Source organism: Sphingomonas sp. GC_Shp_3, from assembly GCF_026540945.1.
GTDB lineage: Bacteria > Pseudomonadota > Alphaproteobacteria > Sphingomonadales > Sphingomonadaceae > Sphingomonas.
Window position 1 is genome coordinate 92990 of sequence record NZ_JALNUT010000010.1, and the last position, 22218, is coordinate 115207.

18 protein-coding genes are annotated in these 22218 nt (G+C 64.7%); 3 read left to right on the forward strand and 15 right to left on the reverse strand.

Features of this window, described 5'->3' with window-relative positions; translation table 11 throughout:
- Nucleotides 1-385: 385 nt before the first annotated feature.
- Entirely contained in the window at nt 386-1072 is a 687-nt protein-coding gene (locus OXR00_RS16465) for a ParA family protein (RefSeq protein WP_121905587.1), read from the reverse strand.
- Between the two features lie 1408 nt (nt 1073-2480).
- Nucleotides 2481-2873 carry a DUF3768 domain-containing protein gene (locus OXR00_RS16470; protein WP_267389340.1) on the reverse strand — a complete coding sequence of 131 codons (393 nt, stop codon included), beginning with the start codon at nt 2871-2873 and terminating at the stop codon, nt 2481-2483.
- Nucleotides 2874-3234: 361 nt separating this feature from the next.
- On the opposite strand from OXR00_RS16470, the gene OXR00_RS16475 reads away from it, so the two are divergent.
- A complete protein-coding gene (locus OXR00_RS16475) occupies nt 3235-3447 on the forward strand; it encodes a hypothetical protein (protein WP_245337149.1) in 213 nt (70 codons plus the stop codon).
- A gap of 194 nt (nt 3448-3641) precedes the next feature.
- On the opposite strand, the gene OXR00_RS16480 is transcribed toward OXR00_RS16475, so the two are convergent.
- A complete protein-coding gene (locus OXR00_RS16480) occupies nt 3642-3806 on the reverse strand; it encodes a hypothetical protein (protein ID WP_183937264.1) in 165 nt (54 codons plus the stop codon).
- A gap of 546 nt (nt 3807-4352) precedes the next feature.
- Here OXR00_RS16480 and OXR00_RS16485 point away from each other — a divergent pair.
- A complete protein-coding gene (locus OXR00_RS16485) occupies nt 4353-4760 on the forward strand; it encodes a response regulator (protein WP_267389341.1) in 408 nt (135 codons plus the stop codon).
- 94 nt (nt 4761-4854) lie between these two features.
- Here the strand turns inward: OXR00_RS16485 and OXR00_RS16490 are convergent, their stop codons facing one another.
- On the reverse strand, nt 4855-5265 hold the full coding sequence (locus OXR00_RS16490) for a single-stranded DNA-binding protein (RefSeq protein ID WP_037527256.1): 411 nt from the start codon (nt 5263-5265) through the stop codon (nt 4855-4857).
- 1161 nt (nt 5266-6426) lie between these two features.
- A complete protein-coding gene (locus OXR00_RS16495; protein ID WP_267389364.1) occupies nt 6427-7386 on the reverse strand; it encodes a DUF2493 domain-containing protein in 960 nt (319 codons plus the stop codon).
- A gap of 274 nt (nt 7387-7660) precedes the next feature.
- On the opposite strand from OXR00_RS16495, the gene OXR00_RS16500 reads away from it, so the two are divergent.
- Nucleotides 7661-7942: a hypothetical protein gene (locus OXR00_RS16500; protein WP_267389365.1), complete on the forward strand. Its 282-nt coding sequence runs from the start codon at nt 7661-7663 to the stop codon at nt 7940-7942.
- Between the two features lie 208 nt (nt 7943-8150).
- Here OXR00_RS16500 and OXR00_RS16505 read toward each other — a convergent pair whose 3' ends face one another.
- From OXR00_RS16505 to repC, 10 genes are all read right to left on the reverse strand, one after another.
- Nucleotides 8151-8309, reverse strand: a complete 159-nt coding sequence (locus OXR00_RS16505) for a hypothetical protein (protein WP_267389366.1) — start codon at nt 8307-8309, stop codon at nt 8151-8153.
- Nucleotides 8310-9028: 719 nt separating this feature from the next.
- A complete protein-coding gene (locus OXR00_RS16515; RefSeq protein WP_267389342.1) occupies nt 9029-9640 on the reverse strand; it encodes a hypothetical protein in 612 nt (203 codons plus the stop codon).
- Nucleotides 9641-9664: 24 nt separating this feature from the next.
- Nucleotides 9665-10300 (reverse strand): hypothetical protein, encoded by a 636-nt coding sequence (locus OXR00_RS16520; protein ID WP_267389343.1) that lies wholly within the window; start codon nt 10298-10300, stop codon nt 9665-9667.
- A 70-nt stretch (nt 10301-10370) separates the two neighbouring features.
- A complete protein-coding gene (locus OXR00_RS16525) occupies nt 10371-10580 on the reverse strand; it encodes a hypothetical protein (RefSeq protein WP_267389344.1) in 210 nt (69 codons plus the stop codon).
- Between the two features lie 352 nt (nt 10581-10932).
- Complete coding sequence (locus OXR00_RS16530) at nt 10933-11547, reverse strand: hypothetical protein (protein WP_267389345.1); 615 nt, start codon at nt 11545-11547, stop codon at nt 10933-10935.
- Nucleotides 11544-12467 (reverse strand): zincin-like metallopeptidase domain-containing protein, encoded by a 924-nt coding sequence (locus OXR00_RS16535; RefSeq protein WP_267389346.1) that lies wholly within the window; start codon nt 12465-12467, stop codon nt 11544-11546. Before OXR00_RS16535 ends, OXR00_RS16530 begins: the two co-directional genes overlap by 4 nt.
- Before the next feature lie 138 nt (nt 12468-12605).
- Nucleotides 12606-14669, reverse strand: coding sequence for a ParB/RepB/Spo0J family partition protein (locus OXR00_RS16540; protein WP_267389347.1), 2064 nt, complete (start codon nt 14667-14669; stop codon nt 12606-12608).
- A gap of 124 nt (nt 14670-14793) precedes the next feature.
- Nucleotides 14794-19014, reverse strand: coding sequence for a strawberry notch-like NTP hydrolase domain-containing protein (locus tag OXR00_RS16545; protein WP_267389348.1), 4221 nt, complete (start codon nt 19012-19014; stop codon nt 14794-14796).
- A gap of 178 nt (nt 19015-19192) precedes the next feature.
- Nucleotides 19193-20095, reverse strand: a complete 903-nt coding sequence (locus OXR00_RS16550; protein WP_267389349.1) for a replication initiator protein A — start codon at nt 20093-20095, stop codon at nt 19193-19195.
- Between the two features lie 265 nt (nt 20096-20360).
- On the reverse strand, nt 20361-21695 hold the full coding sequence (gene repC / locus OXR00_RS16555) for a plasmid replication protein RepC (protein ID WP_267389350.1): 1335 nt from the start codon (nt 21693-21695) through the stop codon (nt 20361-20363).
- Nucleotides 21696-22218: the final 523 nt, after the last annotated feature.

The window sequence follows — 22218 nt, forward strand, 5'->3', positions numbered from 1 at the left end:
GACATGGACGCCCCCTGCCCTACCTATTGACTAGCGCCACCGATCTCGCGTTCGTAAAGCAAGAGCGCCGCATCTGCTACGACGTCGGCGAGCACGCGCTTGCGTGCCGGATCCGCGTCACGAAGAGCATAGAGTCTCGCAGCGGTCTCGGGATCTACCCTCACGTTGATCGCGATATTGCGATTGCCGGTTACGCGTGGCGGCCGTTGGAATGTCCCGGCTTGGGGACGCTCTTGAGGCACGGGCGCCGCTACAGGCGGAGCAGCTACAGCTGGGACAGCCGGACGCGACGGAAAGCCCGCCCCGTCGCTGATCTCGCGTAGCTTGGCTGGATCCTTGTTCGGGGGCGTATCATCGAACTCCGAGAGATCGAGCCGGGTCCGGGTCATGCTGCCTCCTTCACGGTACGCGCCTTACGCAGCCTCGCGATCACCGCTGCCGCGTAGGCCTCGGCGTTCTCGAGCGCTGCCTTCATGTTGCCGACGCCTTTGTCGTTGATGGTGCGAAGCGTTCCACCAGCGGCGAACATCGCGCGGTAGGCCTCGCGATTATAGATCATGACCGGAAGGACTGGAATTTCAGCATCGTTGAACTGCTCCGCGATGTCCTTCTGATTGTTCGAGCGCAGCGCCGGCGGGATTTGGCTGAACAGGATCGCATAATCGATCTCTGTCCTGGTGCCGCGCGCCGTCTGCTTGACGAGCTTGATAGCGCGGGCAGCCTGGGTGGCATCCAGATGCGACCCCTTGCAAGGAATGATCACCAGATCGCTTTGCGCGATTGCGAACGTGACGGTCGCGGTCGCCGCGCCTTCGAGGTCAACGAGTGTGAAGCGCGCCTCCGACGCGCCCCTCTCGATTTCATCGATGATCGCGTTTTCGTCGCGGCACCCGACGACAGTTATCGCATCCGGCCGTCCCGGTAACTGGCCCCAGTCGACCAGCGGAAGGTTCGGGTCAGCATCGATCAGGCGTACGGTACCCCCAGCCTCCGCCAACTCTCCGGCGAGCAACAATGTCGCGGTGGTCTTGCCCACCCCGCCTTTCGGCGACACGAAGCTGATGACTGGCATGCTGCTCTCCCGTTGCGGCCAGGTTGCTACCATGTAGCAGCCAGCGTTCATGAAGCTGCTATATCGCAACCTAGCGGCTAGCGTCTAGCGACTTCGACGCAATCTGACAGCGAGCTGCTTGCGGTACGATTGCGATTTGCTTGCAACTAGCCCGCGCGTTGGTAGCGAGTTTGTCGCGAGCCAGTTGCAGCCTAGATGCGACGGCGTTGCGGCTAAGAGGCGACGCGCTAGCGATCTGGTTGGTAGCGGGTTGCTGCTTGCTACCAATTGGCGATACGCGCCCTTGCGTTACCGTCGATGCGCGGTTGTAAAGGCGCGATAGGCAAGGCCACCAACCGTGTATGAACATGCCACTCATAGCTGTCGGTTGCTACCCGAACGCAATCCGCGATCAGGTCGCTACAATGTCGCTCGCTAGTTGCTACCAGGCAGCTACCAGACGAAGGAACGATTCCCTCAGTTCGCGTGTCGCCAAAGCAATTGATGAATCCACAGTGCCAAGCCACAAATCGACAAGAGATTGAGACGCCAAACGCGACAAACGCGATCGGCGTTCACCAAAGCGCAAAATGGCGAAATCGACCGTCAAGTACCCACGGCCCGATCTCGTTCGACAGGACCTGCACCACACCGGATATAACGACGCTCAAGACGAAGACCCGATCCTCTAATCGGGCGGCCGAGGCCGCCCGGACGATGTTCATTCCTCCCAGAGCGGCTTGAGCTTGCGGGTCCGCTTTACTGCGGGGAGGGGTGCCCGCTCGGGCATCCCGTGTGCTGCGATCTCCGCTCGGATGTTTGCAAGTTCAGCGAGCCATGCCTGGGTGCGTGCTGTTTGGACGTGCATGTGAACCTCCGTCTGTTCGTTGAGACGGATGCCGGCTGACGATCGGGTGGGGTCAGGGTCACAGGACCGCGCAGCGGCCGCGCAAGCGGGGCGTGGGGGTGCCGATTTTGTCGTGCTCGGAGCGAAGCGAAGGCCGCGTCAAAATCGGGGGAACCGCGCATCCTTGACGCTGGCTCCGCCCGGTCGTCACGATGGACAGAGTCGACGACAGAGCCTTTCCGACGTTGGTAGGGCAGGGGAGGCGGCGACCCACGCGACGGTCTTGCCTCCCACGCGCGCCAATCACCCTTCCCGTACAACCGTCGTTGCCCAAATCGCGACCGTCAGCCGGTCGGTATCGAATTCCGCGGCAAGTCACGGGCATTGAGGCACTCGATCTCATCGGGAAGAATGCCGCTTCATGCGGACGTTGCCACGTGGGAAGTCGATCTCGCGTTTCCGTCGCACGCGCTCGGTTCCGCTCATCGCAGGGCGTTGAGTGGGGAGGGGGGACTCGACATTCGCGATCCGATCCTCTCGGCAGAACGAAGAACCCCGGCGCCATCGCGCCGGGGCGGTGCGTCATCGTTCGTCGACGCGCATGATCGTCAGGACGCGCGTGGTCTTGAAAGGATCTGCCGGATCCTCCGAGCCCGCGCTCAGGTCGTGATTGTAATAGTCGATCTTCCAGTAGCAATCCGTGCCCTCGAACAGGAACCGGCCCAGGTCGTGCTCTCCATACGGATCGATCGCGTCGTCAAAGGCATCGAAGTCGCGAACCGCGCGGAGCAGCTCCGCCCGCTTGCGGAAGTTCCGGAAGAGGCTGATGTCGCCGATCAGGTCTGCGATCCCGCTGGTCATCACGACACGGTTGTTGCCCGGGGCGGTGAGATGCTCGCGCAGCCAGTCGTTGAGGCGGGCGATCTCCGCTGCGCCACCCTTGGCGCGGTCTAATTGAGGCGTTTGCTCGGCCATGATGGTCTCCTGCCCTTGACCCCGACGATCGGGGCCTTTCGACAGGCGACAGGACGGCCGGGGCATAGGTCGCTCGCGCACCCATAGGGTCGAAACGGAGTGGAGAAGCCCGCTGGCGGGCTTGCGCGGGGGAGCGCCCCGGCCAGGACGTACGAGCCCGAAATGCCGCGCGGATCGTCGACACGGGGAGACTTCACGTCGAGGCTGATGCTGGACGACCACGCCGATCGCGGCGTATCGTGCGATCATGGAAACGGCTGCCAACATCGTTGCCCTGTGGCCCCGCTGGATGGACAGCGCTGGCGATATGCTCCGGATGAAGGCGTTGGTCCGGACTCGCTGCTGCAGATGCGGGACTCTGATGCGGGCCGAGCTGGAAGACATCGTGGCACGCCACGGCTCCGATTATTCGCTGGTCGACAAGCTGGAGCGCTGCCGAATGGTCGAGTGCGAAGGGTCTACCTTCTATCTGGCGTCGCGAACCTATGGCCGCGAATGGGTGACGCTCCTGCGCGATCCGCGGCTGATGAAGGTGTTCGAGGAACTGCCGCCTGTCCGGACGGCGTGGAGCTGATCGCCCGCCTCCGGAAGAGATACCGTCTGAATTTGGATCCCGCACCCAAGCGGTGGATAGAAAGAAGTAGAAGCCCTTCGTCTCGCGGCGCTGCCGTGCTTGCGCAGCAGGGCCGGGGCGGGCTCGATGCCCGCTCCGGCGCCTTCACGGTTGACGAGCGGAGAGGGGAGGGGGGCCGAAGCCCCCCGGGAGGCTCAGGCGTAAGGGTCGTACTCGTTGACGATCGTGAGCGAGCTGTCGTGATCTTCGGCGGTGATGACGGAATATTGGGTGCCGACGGCGATGACCATGGTTGCCACCATCAAGGTTCTTGCGAGGCCCATGGCGTTTTTGCGGGCGATCCAGATATCGTTGAACATGTCCGAGGCTCCTGTGAAGCCGGCGGGGTTCATCCCCGCTCGACAGGCGCCCGACAGGACGGGGAAGGGCCGCGATCACTTTTTTCGCACGCGAAAAAAGCCGTAGCGAAGCGCCCGGACCCTTGCGGGTTGATCGTACAAGGCCCTGAGCCGGCCCAAGGATTGCGCCTCAAGAGCGGGGTGAAGCCCGCCTGCCGGGAACGTCGTGCTCAGCGTTGGTTTGCCGGTAACGCGCCCCCTCGCAGGCGCGGTGGACACCTGTTCAGTCCGTGCCCCCTCTCTGCGCTCCGATGTCGATGGGGACAGTGCGCTGCGCGGCGGTGCAGCCCCGGCCGGGCCAGGATGGAAGGACGTTGCCGCTTTCCGGAAAGAAGTTTCCGCGCTGCGCGCCCGTCAGTCGATCGTCACCCGAACGGGCCGAGACCGGCTACGGGCTCGGTGAAGCGAAGCGGAATAGAGCGACGGTCCCGGCTTCGCCGGGAGACGCCAACTCGTTTCGAAACAGCAACCCAGGCTACCCGGCTTCATGATAAGGCTTTAGACTGAATGGCGATCCCTACCGTCATCTATGCATTGGTAGTCGACGACGATCCGCTCATTCTCAGGCATGCGTGCGACATTCCGGAGGGAGCGGGTTCTCACTTTCACCAAGCGGGTACGGGCGAGGAGGCTAAGGCCTTCCTGGGCGATGATGCCGACGGTGTGACGCTCATGTTCTCCGACGTGGCGATGCCCGGCGACAGCGACGGGTGCGTGCTAACCCATTACGTTGCCGAGCATTGGCCCTGGATCGAGATCGTGCTCACAAGCGGCAACGTGACGCCATGTCCGGGGGACATGCCCGACAAAGCAACGTGCATCGGCAAGCCTTTCGACGATCGCATGCGCCAGCAACGTCTCACGGAGACGCTGCCGGACAACAAGCAACTCGAGCAGCTGAAGCACGCGGTGTAGCTGTGTCTTCGTGGACTTGTGACCTTGCGGTCCTGATTGCCGGTGAACGCGAGAAGAGGCCCGGAGCGTCAGCTCCGGGCCCGTACTGCCTCCCTCAGAAGGGGACGTCATCCGCCTCATCGTCCTGCGCGGCGCCTTGGCGTTCCTGGCGGCTTTTGCCGTAGGAGAGGAAGGTCACTTCGTCGGCGATGATCTCGACACCGTAGCGCTCGATGTTCTGATCGTCGGTCCAGCGGGTGTAGTGGATGCGGCCCCGGACCATCACCTTCTGGCCCTTCTCGACATACTGCGCGACGGTCTTGCCGACGCCGTTGAAGCAGGTGATCCGGTGCCATTCGGTGTCCTCGACCCGGCGACCTTCGCCATCCTTCATGGTCTTGCCGTCCTGGTCGCGCTTGGGGCGCGAGGTGGCGAGGGAGAAGTTGGTGATCTTGGTGCCGCCCTGGGTGGTGCGGACTTCAGGCGTGGCGCCGACGTTGCCGGCGAGGATAACGAGGTTCTGCATTTCGGGGTTCCTTTTTTGCTCGCCGGGGGGTCCGTCCCCTCGACTGAACACCAAAAAAGACGGCCAGGACGCCCTCTCCACCGAAAGCGCGAAGACGCGCAGGGGAACCCCGATCGAAGGGGTGGTGCGGGCAGCCGTGGCACACGGCAACTCGGCCCGAATGATCGCGGGTTGGAGGGGGTGGACGGCCGGATTAGGTCGTTCAGGAAAGAGAGGGGATGGACCCCCACCGGCGGGCAACGGACATGGAACCGTGAAGCAGGACGCCCTTGTCGCGTCGCTCGTCCGGCAGTGTCACTGTTCCTGGTTCCGCTATCCAGGCGCTCTCTGACACCCTCCCTCGCTGGTGCTCGCGCCCTGCGCCGGTGCCTGTCGTGAAGGATGATGGTTGCGGCGTGGACCTTGGTGCCGCCTTTCGCCGTCACGGCGCGCGCGTGTCGTGCGTGTCGAGATGACGATGGGGGGTTCGTGCTGCGCAGCGTCCCGCCCGGACGGCAGGAACCAAGCGCGGCTGACGTGCCTGCCGGCAGTGCATCCCACCTGGCACAACGCGGCGAAGCCGGCGCAGAGACCAACGCGGTAGGGGTGGAGTGCCTCCTGTCCGGGAGGAACACGGCCCCTGGGCAGGCTCCGGCCTCGCCCCACGGAACCGCTCCGCGTCGGAATCGCGATTTGGGCGCGATAAGCCCCGTCAGTCGAGCGTCACCCGAACAGGCCAAGACCGGCTAGGGGCTCGGTGGAGCGAAGTGGAATAGCGCGCTGGTCGTGACACTATTGGCCCCGAACCTTCGCAAGATTGCCCTTAGGAACCAGTCATTACCGCTCGGCTGTTCGCCTTGGAAAGCCTGCACGACCGATCATGGCATCGACAGCGCGACCCGCTTCCTCACCATTCGGGCGGGAGGCCGGGGCCGGGGCCGGAGTCGGCGACGGTGTCGAAAAGCCTCGTTCCGCGCGCGCGAGGAGCGCTGTGGTTGTCCGTCATGACGACGTGGTAGGTGTCGCCGTCAGCCGAAGCGCGAAGCGCCAGCTTTGCGCAGCCGTCTGTAACCGTTTGGGCGAGGCATCGGTTTGCTCCTCGATGGGGTGGAAGTAACTGGATCTCTGCGGGGAGCGCGCAAAGGGCTCGGCCGCTGGCTTTGCCAGCGGCCGAGCCGAAGCTCAGGCGACCTCTCGGTCGCGCTGAGCGTTCTGAGCTGCGGGCGGGGTGCCGAGCGGGCCGCGGCGGTCGACCACGCGGATACCGGCCTTCTTGGCGTCGATTACCAAGCGCTCGGTCACGCCGTTACCCTGGAAGGCGATGACGTAGCGAGGTTTCAGCGAGAGCATCTGCTCGTTGCGACGGAAGCCGGCACGATCACCCAGCTTGCGATCGAGACCGAAGCGGACTTGCTGGATACCGTTATGTTCGGCCCACGAAGCTGCGATCCGCTCGATCCCCTTCATGTCGCCGCCATGGACGAGATACATATCGCCGACGCGCTCCCGAACCGCACCCAGGGTGCGCAGCAGATTGTCGCCAAACGCCTTCATGTCCTCGTCGGTGCGGAAGGTCAGCCGTCCCCCGGCAAACACTACGGGCGTGCCCTGTGCCGTGTTGGCGTCGCGGACCCGCTCGCGGCGAGCCTGAAGGAAGGCGCGTCCGTCAACGATTGCCGACGTAACCCCGAGCGAAATGCGGTTGCCGGTCGACGGGATCCAGGAACGGCCGGTCTCGCGGATATAGTGTGCCGCTGCGGTGTCGCGCATGTGTTCGTAGCAGGTGGCGGCCTCCTCGATCTTCTTGGCAATGTCGATCTTGTCCTCGAGGTTGGCGGTGTTGATCTCCGAACCGTCCTGCTCGGCCAGGAGGAGCCTGATCTCGTCGGTGAGACGGTCGATCGTCGCGTGCTTCTTCGCCGCGGCCCGGTGGAAGAGGTTGACGAGGCCCCAGCCCATCTCCTCGATATCGCGCTCGAGCGACGTGTTCTGGAGGGTTGCGAACAGGTCGCTCCAGATGGCGGTGGTGGTCTGCTCCAGTGCGTCGGTCGAGGGCGGGCACATGCCCGAAACGTCTTCGGCGCGGGGTTCGAGGTGTCCAAGCTCCAGCGCGGAGAGTGCGGCAGCGAGGGAAGTGGTCATGGGGTCAAGCCCTTCATCTGATCGAGGCCGGCGGCCTATCCGCCGGATGCGCACCTCCTGGGCGGCCGAATAAGAGGCGCCCGCACCGGAGCGCAGCGAAGGGAAACCGCAAAAAACGGGGTGGAGCGGGCAGCCGCAAAGCGGCAACTCGGCCCGGATTTTTGCGGTTGCGGGGGTCTCGCGGCCGCCCATGTGCCGCATCTCTCTGGCGGAAGGCTGTCGGGCGTCAGGTGGCGTGGGGCGCAGACGTGACCACGCTGCTGCTACGATTGAAGTGGGGTTCAACCCGAACGTCGCAATGTCGTCGAGAAGTGCCTGCCCCGTTGCACACAAGCGGACGATCGCCGCTGGGGTGATCCGTGGGCGCTCCATCGGCGCCGATCGCGTCGACCATCACGCGGAGCTGGTCGACCAGATCCTCGCTCCGGGTCGCGGCATAGCCCGCGCACGCCGTCACCTCAGAGAACAGGCCCGGGACGGGCAGGACGGAGGCATCACCGCCATCCGGGACAAAGCGCCAAGGATCGACGTCCGCACCTTCAGCGACAAGCGCTGACAAAAGTGGGATGTTCCGTACCGAGGCTCTTCCACCCGTCGGTCGTATGCGACGCATCGATCGCGGAGCGGCAGGCGCTGACGACATCTTCCGCCTCGACCGTGAGTTCCGCACGGTAATGGGCAGGGTATTCGAAAGGGGTAGGTGAAGGTCTTCATGAGACCGGACTCCTGAAGGTTGGCAAAATGGGAGACCCAAGCGGTTCGGATCATTCGTAGCGGGGACGTTCGGCCGGAAAGGCGAGAGGGGGCCAGCCATCGTGAACGCGGGCCTCGAAGCGACCAGCGGAGAGGACGCTGCTGATCTCGCGCGCGTGATCGCCGACGTTCCAATCGCGATCGAGATGCGCCTGAACCTCCAGCGCCATCGTCCAGGCGCGGTCCGCGTGACCCTCGGCAAAGGTGACGCCGAAGGCGGTCAGCGCCGGGTCGGTGCAGAGTTCGCCGGAATCGTAGTACCAGCACCTTCCTCGGGACCGCCATAGACACCTCGTCGGGCTTGATGCTGCCGCAGAAGTAGCAGCTCGACTTGGGCGGGACGGGAAGGCCGGCGCGCGCGATGCGCGCTTCGCAATCGGCGCGCGACCACGCCCATTCCCGCAAGGGGTAGCGGTAGGCGTAGCGAGGATCCTCGCACCCGACCGCGTGATGGTAACGCTGCGTGTCGCGTCCCGAAGCGTCGTAACCGATCAGCTTCACCACGCGCCCGCCTGCGTCCCAGCAGCGGCGCGCGGGTTCCCACTGGGCGGTCCAGGCATCTTGCGGAGCCGCCTTCCATTTCTGGCTGCACGACCCGCCACCAAATACCACGGAGGGCAGGGTGGCGTTGGTCAGCATGTTCTTGGCGATGCCCGCATAGGGCGGCCAGTGTTTGAAGTTGCGGGGCTGGTAGCGGACGATCTCGGACGCGATGCCGCGTTCGGACATCCAGTCCCGGAACACGGGGATGAAGGCATAGGTCGCCGATTTCTCGGCGCCGGGGTCGGCGAAGAGAACCATGTCGATGGGCTCGCCGCGTACGGCGAGTTCAACGATCATGGCGGTGGAATCGACGCCGGCACCCCATGCCGCGATAACGGGCGGGCGGTCAGCCACTGGCCGCGTCCCTTACGACGATCGCGGCATGCACGATGCGGTATGCCCGTTTGCGAAATGCCGGGATGCGGCAGATCGCGCGGCTTTCCGGGTCGCGGAAAAGCGGCGTCTTGCCCTTAGGATTGGCGACCACCTCGAAGCGATTGCGGTCGCTACCGTCGCTGAAGCGCATGGGCTCATCGAAGATGATGGTCTGCCCGGGCTTCGGGGTCGGCTTGGCCCGGTCGAGCTTCTTCGCGAGCAGGTTGGCGCGGCACCGCGCGCGCCAGGCCAAGGCATATTCGCTGTCCGTGGCGGTCAGATCGTTGAGGATCGCGGCCGGACACTCGCTCTCGTTCGGCCCGACCGTTTCATCCATATCCTTGTAACCGAACGTGCAGCCGTCGCGCGCGCCGGTGCTGGTCTTGGTGAGGCAGACGATTCCGAACACGATCCGTTCGGCGTCGTCCGCGAGGCGCTCGCAAGCGGCGTAATAGGTCGATCCGACCATGGCGGACGCCAGCACGGTCAGACTATGCGTCTCGCGCTGGTAAGTGAACTGGTTGTCGAGATACGAGCGCGGTGTGGCGTAGCCGCCCATATCGCGCATGAAGAGCCAACCCATGATAAGTCTCCGATGACGTGAGGATCAGGCGGCAGCGGCGAGGCGCGGAGCGCCAACGTCGCCAACCGTCGCGGTAAGCCGGCGCTGGAACGCGGCAGCGTCCAGCAGTTCGGCGATCGGCGCGCGTTGAACGGGGCCAGCGTGTTCGCCGCCCCGGCAGCAATTGAACGTGATCTCGCTGTCGGGGAGGAAGCTGTGCGGCCGCACCCGGATCGAGAGATCGACGTGGCGCAGCTCGGTCGTACCATCGTCCGCTATACCGCCCATGTCGGTATCTATACGGACGTCATGGGCCTCGAGGCCGATCGCCTCGGCGAGCGAAGCGAGCGCGAGGCGTGCCTGCCGATGGAATGTCCGTTTCGCCGCGGCATCGCCGGCGACGCTGTTGCCGGCGATGTCGAGCAGCGCGGTTCCAGGAATTACGGTGCCCCGATCTTCCGCACAGCGCAGGCGCAGTTCGTTGGTGCTGGGCGCACCACGTTCGGCGACGGACGCAAGGTTGCGGATCAGCAGCAGGATGGACGCGTCGCGATCGATCGGCTTGCCGGCACGCCGGCAGTCGTCGACGCCTGCGTTCAGGGCATGGAGCGCTGCAGGCAGGGTGCCGAGCGCCTCGGGAGACAGCGCCTCGTTGTGGCGGTAGTGGGGGTCGTAGAGCATGGCCGAACCTCCTGAGCGCCAGGGCGCGCTCAAAAGGCCGAAGGCTCCCTCTCCTCCGTGCGGGGCCTTGTCAGAGCATCCCGCCAACAGGATCGGCCGATCGTGAGGCTGCATCATAGCCGGACTGCCAAGCCGTGCGGAGCTTGCTCCCTCGGCGGTAATGGCACCGGCCGTTGCCCATGACGAAGCAGCGCCATCCCGATTTCTCTGCTTCCCACAGCGGGTCTTCCCGCGTGGGAGCGAGCAGATCCATGAGATCGACGCGCGTGGCGGCGTTCATGGCGGGCCTGCATGGTCGCCGAATGCGCCGGCAGGGAGCGTCCAGCGATCCGCCAGGATCGAGAGACGCCAGACCGGATCATCGGCTTGCGCCAATTCGTCGGGATGGAGCGTCGCAGCCGGGAACGCCGTGCCGCGGTCAGCGAGCTGCGTGACGGTGAGCGAGCGATGGATCGTCTTCCCGCTCGCGACTTCGCGAGCCGCGACCCGTCGGAAGGCGGCAGGGAAGACGAGCCGGAGCGTCGCCCATTGGTCGGGCGAGCCGAAGATGCAGGCTCGGCAGGACAGGCGGCCCCAACCCAGGACGTAGGCCGGGTGGGGACGGATCCGCGCTTGCGCGATCGCGTCCCAGATCAGGCGCTCGGTCCAGTCATGGACCGGGCGCCAATGATCGACCGCACGCGCGAGGGTCGATGTGCGATGCGGCTCGAGCGTCGCATAGCGCGCACGCGAGGAACTTTCCTCGGCGCCGCGCCGGTGATGACCAGCGTGCGGCCGTCGAGGAAGCGCGGCTGATTCCGGATCGCGGCCGCGAGGACGTCGATCTTCGGCGCGGGGCTGCACCAGCGCACGCGAAGATCGGGAGACGTCTGGGGAAAGAGCCCGCGCGTGCCGGTAGGGCCGTTGCCCCCGGCACGGCCGATGCCGGTCGGCGTCTCGAACGCGATCGGCGCGGTCGGCGCGTCGACGCGCGCCAGTTCGCGCGTGAAGCCGCCCTCGCGCCACGAGACGTAGAGCGCTATGCCGAAATGCTCGGCGATCGCGCGGACATAGGCGGGGGTGCACGGCCAATCCATGAAGGTCGGGCCGTGGCCATCGACATCATGGTGATGCAGCTCGATCGCGTGTGCCGGCACGCCGAGGCTGAGGAGGTGGAGCAGGGCGGCAAGGCTGTCCTTGCCGCCACTGAATGCCACGACGAAGCGCCGGTAGGCGCCGAGGTCGGGGAGGACGGCCGGAGCGGTCATGCTGCTTCACGGATCTGTTCCTCGGGTTCGGCCGAGGCGTCGAGGCCGGTTGCGCGGAGTAGATAGCCGGCTGCCGCTTCTGCCTTCGCCGCGGCGGTCATGATCGCGCGGCTGTCCTTGCGCAGCACCTTCAACCACGAGCCGATATAGGCGGCATGGTCGTCCATATGCGACGTCGGCAGACCGAGATCGGCACCGAGCAGCGCTGAGGTCATCTCGGCGCAGAGTTCTTCGAACGCGTAGGCGTCGTCGCCGAAGCGCTTGCCGAATGTACGATCGAGCCGATCGGGATGGCCGGTCCAGTGGCCAGCTTCATGGGCGAGCGTTGCCGCAAAGTAGGCGCGGGTCGAGAATAGCGCGACGGGCGGCATGGTGATGCTGTCGGCGGTGCGGTCGTAGAACGCGCGATCGCCGCGCGTGTGAACCGTAGCCGGCAGCGCATCGAGGAAGCGCTGCGCGCGCTCGGGCAGCGCATCGGCCGGGGGCACGATGCTGACAGGGCTCGGGTAGAAGTCAGAAGACAGCCCGTCGATCTGGTCGCAATTGAACACGGCGTAGGAGCGCAGCACGCGCCGCATCTCGTCGGTCGTGTCGCCGGTGACGACGGATTCGACGGTCTTGCTGTAGGATTTGTAGAAGATCGCGATCTGCGAGCGCTCACCCTCGCGGACCTGGCCGCCAAGGGCCTGCGCCTGTTTGTACGTCATCCAGGTGCGCGAGTTGTAGCCCGCGCCCTCGGCACACAGCCATAGCCAGAAGCAGTTGATGCCCTTGTAGGGGTCGCCGGTCGCGCGCAGCGGACGGCCGCCAAGGCCGGGGCGCCATGGCTTGACCCAGGGACGCACCCCGGATTCGAGCTTGTCGATGATCGTGTTGGTAATGATGTCGGCAGGCGAGGGCTTGTCGGTGGTCTGTGCCACGATCGTTCTCCTGATTGGGTTGAGGCAAACCCGCGTGAGCATCCTCCCCTCTGGAGGGGCGGTGCCGGGTCACAAAAAGAGGGGCGACACTCCGCGAAGAGTGCCGCCCCCAAGTGCCTCGAAATGTGCAAGCCGGCGTCAGGCCGCTTGGCTGAAATCCTCCTCTTCCTCGTGATCGATCACTGCGTCGTCACCGGTGTCGAGGTCGGTATCGTCGTCCTCGTCCGGATCGGTGCCGGTCTCGTCATCGGCGAAGCTCGAGCGCAGCGGCGTGCGTGCCGCCTTTTCGATCCCGTCGAAGCGCATGGCTTCCGGCAACCAGGCCGTCGCCTTCTCGCGGATATCGGCTTCGACGATGCCCTGGCCGTTGCACAGCGAGGCACAGGTGCCGGCAAGGTCGCCCTTCTTGGCGTCCTTGTAGCGGCCGCGCAGGATCGGCCCGCCAATCTCCTCGAGCGCGTCGAGCATGACGGTCTTCTTGACCCGGCCGAAGAAGTTCTCGGCCGTTGGGCGCCACCAATGCTCGACCTGGATGTCGAGGAGGCGACCGAGATGGTCGTGGAAGCCGTTGCTCCGATAGCCCTCGGCGACGTTGAGCGTCGGTTCGAGAGTTCGTGCTATCGAGTATGCAACCCAAGCGCCCCGGGCCTCGTCGTCGAGCGCGCGGAAGGCGTCGAAGCGGGCGGTCATGGTCGGCAGACCCGCCCAACTCGTGTCGAGCCGCTGGCGCTGGTCGTCGATCGTCTGCGACGCCATCGATCCCTCGTCGCGGAAGGCGAAGATCGGGAAGCCCGCGGCGCTCGACTTCAGGGTCGAGTGGTTCGGGATATGCGCATGCTCGAACACCACGTTCTGCGCCATCAGGAAGATGGTCAGGTCGAGTGCCATTGCCGGGTCGCTGGCGATATGAGCGACGAGGATCTGGCGGCGCTGCGTCGCCAGTTCATCGATCAGCGTGGCGCTGAGCTTCGGACCCTGTTCGGCGTCGCCGGCATCGCCTTCCCCGGCTGCGCCGCCTGACTCCTCGGGCGGTGCGTTCGGATCCACCACCGGCTTTTCGCTGAAAAGGCGAGTGTGGACGCGGGGTTCGCCATCACCCCCGATATAAACGAACGTCCCGATCTGGCTTTTAAGCGCCGGATCGATCTCGTGACGGGCGTCCTCGATCGTCTCCAACTCGCGCTCGATCGCCTCGATACGCGCGTTCGCCGCCTCGGCCTCGGTGCTGCCGTCGGGCAGTTCCTGCTCGAGCTGGTCGATCAGCGCATCGTTCTCGGCAGACAGAACCTCAACACGCGCAGTCTCGTCCTCGGTGAGGGCGCGGGCAGGCGCGTGATACTCGTGAAGCTGGCGCTCCAGGTCGTAGGGGACGTGCGTCGCCGCAATTGGCGTGACGAACGCGAGACCCTGGTCTCGCGCCAGTTCGGCCGCTGCGGCTTCGAGCTTCGAGGCGGCAAGCGTCTCGATCAGGTCGACATCGGTCCAGTTCTCGTCGCCCTCGGTCGCGAACAGGTCGCCTTCGATGCGACCGCCTGCTGCGATATAGGCTTCGCGACCGACGAAGCGCGCCTTGGCGTCGTTCGCCTTGACGGTGCCGTTGAGGATGGCGCGACGGATGTTGTCGGCGTTGTCGCCGTAGTAGGAGGTCTTCATCTGGGCGAACACACGCGTCTGGCGATCGACGTCGATGGTGACGGCGTAAGCCTGCGCAACGCCGAGCGTGATCTCGCCGGCTGCGAGCGCCTCGAACACGGGAGGGGCCAGCTCGGCAAGGCGCACGCGCTGCTCGACGAAGCGGGTGGTCACGCCCTGACGCTTTGCGACGTCCTCGGCGGTCATGCCCTTCTGGATCAGGAAGTTGAACGCGGTGCATTCATCGGCCGGATTCATCGGCACGCGCTGGAAGTTCTCGGCGAGGCTTGCCTCTATCGCGTTATCGTCGTCGCTCAGCACGAGGACCGGGACGGTATGGTCAGCGGGGAGGGTGCCCTGCTGGATCAGGAGCTGGAGCGCGCGCAAGCGCCGACCGCCCGCCTTCACCGTGAAGGTACCCGCTTTCTTGAGCGGGGTGACGACGAGGTTCTGCAACAGCCCCTGGGCTGCGATGTTCGCGGCGAGGGTGTCGATCCCTGCGTCACGGTTGGATTTGCGCACATTGTCCTTCGACAGCGTCAGGTTCTTGACCTTCACGGACTGGATCATCGGTCGTCTCCGTTTGGAAATGGCGCGCCGCGTCCCGCGGTCACGCGAGCCTGGTCCTCCAAGCTCACAAAGCCGAAGGCTCCCTCCCCTCCCTTTGATGATCGGGAAGAGAGCCTCGCTCGGGTCAGGCGGTGATGCGGTCGATCACGGTCGCGGCAGTCGCGACGGGGACGAACATCCGCGTCTTGTGCTGGATAATCTCGGTGAAGCATCCGGCTACCTTCAGCTCGGCCAACCGCGTGTGCGGCCAGTCGAGCAATTCGAGGCGCTGCTGTCCGGCGACCAGGCTGCGCTTCAGCCGGTACGCACCGAGCGCGGTGATCTCAGCCGTCCCCATGACGTGTTTGGCGGTCTCGGCACCCGACACGGTGATGGTGGCGGCGATGCCGAAGGCGTCCGCGAGCTTGGTCACCAGCGGGGCGGGGACGATGCGGCCGAGGAAAGACTGGCCGTCATCGGTGTTGAGACGCCAGACTTGAACGTGATCGTCGGGCAGGCGGTCCCAGACCGGCAGGAGCAGGCCGGTGACGAGGTAGAGCGTATTGGTGCGGGTCTTGCCCGACATCTCCTCGACCTCGGCTTGCCAGAGCGCGGAAAAGTCCGCCTCGCTCGCATCTTCCCACATCGTCTCGAGAAGAAGATCCTGCCGCATCCGTTCGGTGCGCGTCGGGCGGACCAGCTCGTAGCGACGTACGATCTCGCCATCGTCGTCGGTGAGCGAGTAGGTGCTGCACCGGATCGCGGCCTTGCCCGACTTGCGGTTGACGATCGGGCGGGCGTCATCGCCGAGGATCCGCAAAGCGCGATCGAGCGCGAGCGGCTTGTAGCGTTCCTCGGTGTCCAAGCGGAGGATCTCGGTCTCGGCACCGCTCGTCTGGTCGCGCCGGATGACGGTGCGATCGAGAATCGTGATGCGCTCGGCGTTGATGCTCTCGACGCCAAGATCGAGCGTGCCGGCCTCCTTGGCCGCCTCGATCCGCGCCTCGATCAGGCCGAGATATTCGTCGAAGATCGCGTTCTGCATGGCGATGCGCAGCGCGAGGATGCGATTCAGCCAGCGCTGGATGGGCGGCATCTCTTCCTTGAGGCCGCCACCTTCGCCCTCCAGCTCGAGGCCGGTCAGTTTCTGGAACTCGTCCAGCGTGGTCGAGCGCAGCTTGCCATTGGCGAGCAGGCGGAACCACTGTTCGAGCGACTCCTTGGCATAGTCGCTTTCGAGGTTATCGCGCGGGTCGAACAGGCCCTGACCGCCAGTCTGTCGCTGGCCGCGGGTGAGCGCGCCCAGGCTGTCGAGCCGGCGCGCGATCGTCGAGATGAAGCGACGTTCGCCCCGACAGTTGGTCGACACCGGCCGGAACAGCGGCGCGGTTGCCTGATGCGTGCGGTGCGTGCGGCCAAGCCCCTGGATGGCGGCGTCAGCACGCCAGCCCGGCTCGAGGAGGTAATGATTGCGGCGCGACTGGTTTTCGCAACGGAGACTCGCATGATAGCTGCGGCCGGTACCGCCAGCGTGGGAGAAGATCAGGATCTTCTTCTGCCCCCGCATGAAGGCGTCGGTCTCTGCCAAGTTGGTGCGGGGCGAGCGGCTTTCGACGCGCTGGCGGCCGTGGGCGTCCATGATGACGCGCCGGCTGCGCCCCGTCACCTCGGCAACCGCGTCGGTGCCGAAATGCCCGATGATATGATCGAGCGCGGATCCGACGATCGGCAGCGCGCAGAGCTGCTCGAGGAGGTTGTCGCGCATCTCGAGCGCCTCTCGGGCGAAGACCGGGCGGCCGTCCTCGTCGGACATCGGTTCGGAGCGCGTCTTGCCGGTCTCGTCGACAAAGGTTTTCATCTGCCGGACCGGGAAGGCGGCCGTGAGGTACGACATGAGAAACTCGCGCGGGGAAAGCTCGATGTCGAGGTTCGCCCGCTCTTCGACGGTCAGCGCGGCAAGTGCCCGGTTGAGCATGGCCTCGGACGTCGACACGAGCTGGATCACGACGCTCTCGCCGCGGACGAGATCGGCGCGGATCGCTGGGACGAGCGAGGGCAGCTTCATGCCGATCAGGAGTTGGCAAAAGAACCGCTGTTTGGTGGATTCGAAGATTGACAACGCAGCGGCCTTGGCGCCGCTGTTATAGGTGTCGTTCGAGAAGCTGTCCGTCACGCGGGTCGCGTCCAGCGCCGCGCGAAGGTTGCTGTGGATGATCGCCCACGCATCGGCATAGGCATCATAGACCTCGATCTGGTCGATGGTCAGCTTGTGTTCCAGGATGTCGTATTCGACGCCGGCGAAGCTCAGCGCGCGCGAGACGTAGAGCCCCTGCATTTTCAGGTCGCGCGCGATCAGCTCCAGCGCGGCGATCCCGCCCCGGCGCAGGGAGTCGACGAAGGTCCGGCGATCGGCGAACGCCGTGCCCGGACCCCACAGGCCAAGCCGCGTTGCATAGGCCAGATTGTTGACGTCGGATGCGCCGGTCGCGGACACGTAGAGGACGCGGGCGCGCGGCAGGAGGTTCTGGAGACGGACGCCGGCGATGCCCTGGTCGGAGCCTTGTTTGGTGCCGAAACTGCCTTCGCCGCCTGCGACACCGGCCATCTCGTGTGCCTCGTCGAACACGATCATGCCGTCATAGTCGTCGCCGACCCATTCGAGGATCTGCTGGAGCCGGGTGCCCCTGTCGCCGCGATTGGAGCACAGCGTCGCATAGGTAAGGAACAGCACGCCCTCGGCTGCACCGATCGGCGTGCCGAGTTTCCACTGGTTGAGATGCTGGATGTCGAGCGCGAGACCGCCAACGGCGGTCCAGTCGCGACGCGCGTCCTCGAGCAGCGTCTCGGTCTTGGAGACCCAGATGTGCTTGCGGCGTCCGCGCAGCCACTGGTCGAGGATGATCGCGGCGACTTGGCGGCCCTTGCCGGCGCCGGTGCCGTCACCGAGGAAAAAGCCGGTCCGGTACGGACGGCCATCCTCCGATGGTGCGATCGAGAGCCCCTCCTCGACAGGTTTGAATAGGCCGGGAATGTCGCGCTCGAAGGCGTCGCCGGCATAGATCAGCGTTTCAAGCTGCGCGTCGGAGAGCGTCTTCGCGTCGACGACAGCGTGCGGCAGGGTCGGGACATAGATCGGCCGCGGTGCGGTGATCGAGCCCATCGCGATCGATTCCACCAGAGCGGTTGGATGCGCCGATGCGCAGCCGATCGCGATACGGCTCGGCCGATAGGGCAGGTACACACCAACAGACTCGCCGGTCGGAAGTGGCTCGGCGAACACGGTGTAATCGATCGAGGTCGCGGTCTGCGACCGCGCGGTTTTTGCGGGTGGTGCGCTCAGGCGCGGTTTATTCGCGAGGCCGCCAAGCAGCGAGCTGCGCCTGCTGGGTCGGGCGAGCAGCGAGGCCGCGCGCGGGACAGGCGCAAACACAGGCGGAGCGGCCTTCGCGGCGATCGCCGCGAGCGCCTCGGCGAGCGTCACGCAGCGGATCAGCTCGGCAGGCGTGCCGGTGCCCTTTTCCAGCACCATGATCTTCACGGTCTGACTGGTGCCATGCTTCGCATAGGCGTTCGCCGGCAGTTCGAGGTGCAGCGTCAGCGTGCAACCATCGATCGCCTTCGCCCAGGCGCGGCTCGACGTGTCGACGCGGTCGGGCAGGATGGCGGCGCAGCGGCCTCCGGTGCCCAGAGGCATCAAGGCGGCGCGAAGATGCCGGAGGGCTGCCATCGGGTCGGCGTGGCGACCGATGCTGCGCGAGAAGGGAGGATTGACGAGGACGGCCGTAGGCCGGATCGTTGGTGCAAGCAGATCGTGGATCAGCTCGGCGTCATGTCGCGTGACGGGCACGCCCGGGAAGGCGGCTGCGAGCATCTCGGCGCGGGCCGGATCGATCTCGTTGAGGACCAGGCGCGCACCGGCGCGGTGCGCGAAGACGGCGAGCAGGCCGGTGCCGGCAGACGGTTCGAGGACCAGATCCGTAGCCGCAATTCTGCCAGCGAGCGCAGCGAGGTAGGCGATCGGGGCGGGGGTCGAGAATTGCTGAAGCTCGATTTGCTCCTCGCTGCGGACGGTATGCGTGGGCAGGCCGGCGACCAGCTCGGTCAGTGTGGCAAGGCAATCGCCCGGAGTGGATGGCAGGTCGGCCTTCGCCAGGTGCATGACCTCGGCGAGTTCGAGCATGTCGTAAGCGTCGCGTAGCGACCAGCGACCGTCGGCCGAGGATCCGCCATAGGCTTGCTCCATGACCCACAGCAGCGTGTCGCGTTGGAGCGATCCGTTTTTTGCGATGGTGTCGGCGACCGCCTTGGCCGCCGTGATCGACGGTTCGGTGAAATCGAGTTCGAGAGCTGCGGCTGAAGTACGCATCGAGGGCCTCCGGTTTTATCGCCCGGTGGTCATCACCGGATCAACAAGCCGAAGGCTCCCTCTCCTCTGAACGCCTTTTGCATGACGAGGCATCGCTACCGCGAAGCAAGCTCCCCGAGCCGACCGCAACTTGCCAGCCGCTGTTAGTCGAGCGACATGTCAGGCCTATATGTCGATGTTACGCGGCCAACGCTGCCCGACCGCCTGTCGATCGATCCTTGGGCCGCATCACAACGACCGTTTCGGGCTTCCCGACCCTTCGGCCGAGTTTATCACGCGCAGGGACTTCCGGAACGACTTCACGCACGTCGATCGAATAACTCGGCATTTTATTCTCGGCTGCGATCTTCTTGAGCTGACTTTTCAACGTGCGGAGCGGCGACGTTGAGCCGATCTTCGCACCCAGCATTTCCAGAGGCATTTCATATTCTTCATCACGACAATAGCAGTGCGCCAATTCATAAAGGCGTCGTTCAATCGAGCCGAGACGGAAATAGTCGTTGTGGTAGTCATAGATACGGCTGTCACGCGAGACCGCGCGGACGAGCCAGTCACAGAGCTGGACGCGGACCGGCATGAGTTGATCGACGCCGCTCGCCGTTTCGCGAGTGGTCGCCTGCGCTTCCGCGAACCAGGAGAAGAAGCCCTTCGTCCCCACGGTGCCAGTTTTGATGTTCGTGCGGATCTGCGTGCCCTGCAGACGACCGAGCGCTTCGATGAAGCGATCGTAATCACGCTTCGATGGGCGTCCGACGCCGGTCGCCCGGAAGAAGTCGTGTGCATTGAAGGTGAAGACGTTCTGTACTTCACCCCCGGTCCGACCAATATGCTGCACCATCAGCGACAGGACGTAGATCAGGACCTCTTTATCCCACATCGTCGCGATACCGCTCGAACTGGGCTTGATCTCGATTTTGACGCCGTCCATTTCGTAGGTCATCGCCTCCATCTGAGGCCGCTTCGCTAACGAGAAGAGTGGAAAGTCCATGATACTCTGCTCGCCACGGACTTTGCCGTGCAGCGGGCTGTCGAGATAGTCGAACAGCTTACCCTGGGTGAGAGCGACTTCTCGCGAATCCATCGTCGGGGCTCCCACCAGCTTCACTTAGCAAAGCCGCTTATAGCGGATCGGCCGCAAACCTGCAGTCGGATAAGCGACCGCGTTATCGATAGCACGAGGATTTGGAGCGATTTAGCCGGTAAATCGGGGTGTGTTTCACATTTCGGTAGGTGCTGGCCACCGCGAAGTCGGTGGGGACTCGTGCTATCGGTAACGCCGTGAAAGCCGTTCAAAGACCAGGTGTGCAGTACGAGGTCCAGGCCTTTGAAAAGATGACGAGATCCCGTCATCGTAGTCCGGCTCCTCGGGAAACCAGCCGCGACATCAGGCTCCCGATCGGCGTCGCATCGGTCCCATCGGACATCCCCCGCATGGCGACCGCGCGGCTCGTGTCCTTGAGGCCGTGGAGCGTCCGCCCAAGGTTCAATTCGCCCTTGTCAGCTTTGCTGCTCATTCCGCGAAGATACGCGCCGGGCCGCTGAACCTCGCCGCGCCGGTATTTCTGGATGGTGGCGATGACGGAGGCAGCAGCACCTCGCTGGCCCATGATGCGACAGGCTTCCTTGAACGCGTGATTGCTGATCCCCGACTGGCCCGCAAGCCGCTCCGCGGTGGCGACCACCTCGCCCCACGATCCATCCCGGTGGAGCAGACCGGAACAGAGCTCCGGCGCGATCGACATCATGAATTCCGGGTCGACACCGTGTTTCTCCAGATCGTCGTCGACTGCAGTTTGAGGTTGAGAGGGGAGGGCGTCCCCATTCTCACTACTTTTATCCGCCAAGCCACTACTGGTATCTGCTTTAGCAGATTGGAGTTGGTTTGTAGTTGTAGAGTGGATGTCCTCAGGTCCATCCCAGCATGAACAATCTTCCTGATCGCTAACCATATTGGGGACGGCAATCTTGGCCGAAACAGCCTCGGCAAGACGACGCGCACGCTCTTCGATCTGCTCCACACAGGCCGTCAGAAGGCCGGCATCGCGGACGCAGCGCATCTGGTCGGTGGCCATCAACGCCAACGCGAGATCGTCACCCGCCTTCAAATCGTGAAGGTCGGCGTCGAATGCCGTTTGGGCCAGAGCCCTGATATTCCTGCGGGCAGCGGCAAGGCGCTTGCGGAGCACTGTCAGTGCCGCGTCCTCTGCGGCTCCCGTGGCCGCGCGGGCAGCAAATTCTTGAAGCCTAGTCCCGATCGGAGCGAGCACGATGCCGTAGCCCCACGTGATGAAGCCGTCGGCCCCGCGGCGTCCACCACGATGACCGTTCGGACTATCCCGAAAGCTGATCAGACCGAAGGCCTGTGCCTGGTTCAAGAGCTTTTGAACCTGTCGAACGGTTACGCCCAGCTTTTGCGCGAGCAGGTCGTTCGACGGCCAAACGACGGGGATTTGTCCACCCTGCCAGTCCTGCTGCTTCGTCCAGGCAAACAGGAGATCGATGACGGAGACCACGCGCAGGGGGACGCCCATATAAGGAGCCGCCCTTTTGAGCGCCGCAAGCGCGTTGGAAGGTGCCATTCCGGTCTCGAGCCCGCAAAACTCATCGACAAGCTTCGTCGCCTTGGCGGCATGCTCGTCAAACCGGCGTAGTCCCCGACCGGGGCTTTGGGCAGCAGCCATTGTTCGTTCTCCCTGGGAGGGGAGCCCGTGCAGACACAGCGACACCGTGGCGCCACGGTCGACGCTTTGGGGTAGCAATATGAAAGGGAGCCAGCTAAGTGAGGGTTCTCACATCCGCCCTAGCAGGCGTCCCGAAAAGCCCGGCCTCGTGCCGGGTTTTTCATGTCCGCACAGCGTCCCCCTTGATCGTTGTGGCGCCCGCCCGGGTGGACGGCGGCGGTCAGCGTTGAGCCGATCCACAACGTTGATTGTTAAGCATCGCTGGCGGGTCGGTCGTGCGCGATGAATCGTGCTATCGGTAACGGAACGGGCAATAATCACGTGCTATCGGTAACGAAGCGTCGATCTTCGCTCGTGCTATCGATAACGCCGTGCCGCTGAGACACGTGCTATCGGTAACGCCGTCGCGTTCTCGCTCGTGCTTTCGGTAACGGCGTGAGAATCGTGCGATTCGGCTGTCTTACGTGACATGTAGCGCAGAAGGAGAGCATCCTCCTCTGCGCCGCGCCGGATAGGCGTGGCG

Coding starts and splice junctions, on each gene's coding strand:
- OXR00_RS16465 (WP_121905587.1), bottom strand. CDS start 1,072: ATGCCAGTCATCAGCTTCGTGTCGCCGAAAGGCGGGGTGGGCAAGACC.
- OXR00_RS16470 (WP_267389340.1), bottom strand. CDS start 2,873: ATGGCCGAGCAAACGCCTCAATTAGACCGCGCCAAGGGTGGCGCAGCG.
- OXR00_RS16475 (WP_245337149.1), top strand. CDS start 3,235: ATGCGGGCCGAGCTGGAAGACATCGTGGCACGCCACGGCTCCGATTAT.
- OXR00_RS16480 (WP_183937264.1), bottom strand. CDS start 3,806: ATGTTCAACGATATCTGGATCGCCCGCAAAAACGCCATGGGCCTCGCA.
- OXR00_RS16485 (WP_267389341.1), top strand. CDS start 4,353: ATGGCGATCCCTACCGTCATCTATGCATTGGTAGTCGACGACGATCCG.
- OXR00_RS16490 (WP_037527256.1), bottom strand. CDS start 5,265: ATGCAGAACCTCGTTATCCTCGCCGGCAACGTCGGCGCCACGCCTGAA.
- OXR00_RS16495 (WP_267389364.1), bottom strand. CDS start 7,386: ATGACCACTTCCCTCGCTGCCGCACTCTCCGCGCTGGAGCTTGGACAC.
- OXR00_RS16505 (WP_267389366.1), bottom strand. CDS start 8,309: ATGGCGCTGGAGGTTCAGGCGCATCTCGATCGCGATTGGAACGTCGGC.
- OXR00_RS16515 (WP_267389342.1), bottom strand. CDS start 9,640: ATGGGTTGGCTCTTCATGCGCGATATGGGCGGCTACGCCACACCGCGC.
- OXR00_RS16520 (WP_267389343.1), bottom strand. CDS start 10,300: ATGCTCTACGACCCCCACTACCGCCACAACGAGGCGCTGTCTCCCGAG.
- OXR00_RS16525 (WP_267389344.1), bottom strand. CDS start 10,580: ATGAACGCCGCCACGCGCGTCGATCTCATGGATCTGCTCGCTCCCACG.
- OXR00_RS16530 (WP_267389345.1), bottom strand. CDS start 11,547: ATGACCGCTCCGGCCGTCCTCCCCGACCTCGGCGCCTACCGGCGCTTC.
- OXR00_RS16540 (WP_267389347.1), bottom strand. CDS start 14,669: ATGATCCAGTCCGTGAAGGTCAAGAACCTGACGCTGTCGAAGGACAAT.
- OXR00_RS16545 (WP_267389348.1), bottom strand. CDS start 19,014: ATGCGTACTTCAGCCGCAGCTCTCGAACTCGATTTCACCGAACCGTCG.
- OXR00_RS16550 (WP_267389349.1), bottom strand. CDS start 20,095: ATGGATTCGCGAGAAGTCGCTCTCACCCAGGGTAAGCTGTTCGACTAT.
- repC (WP_267389350.1), bottom strand. CDS start 21,695: ATGGCTGCTGCCCAAAGCCCCGGTCGGGGACTACGCCGGTTTGACGAG.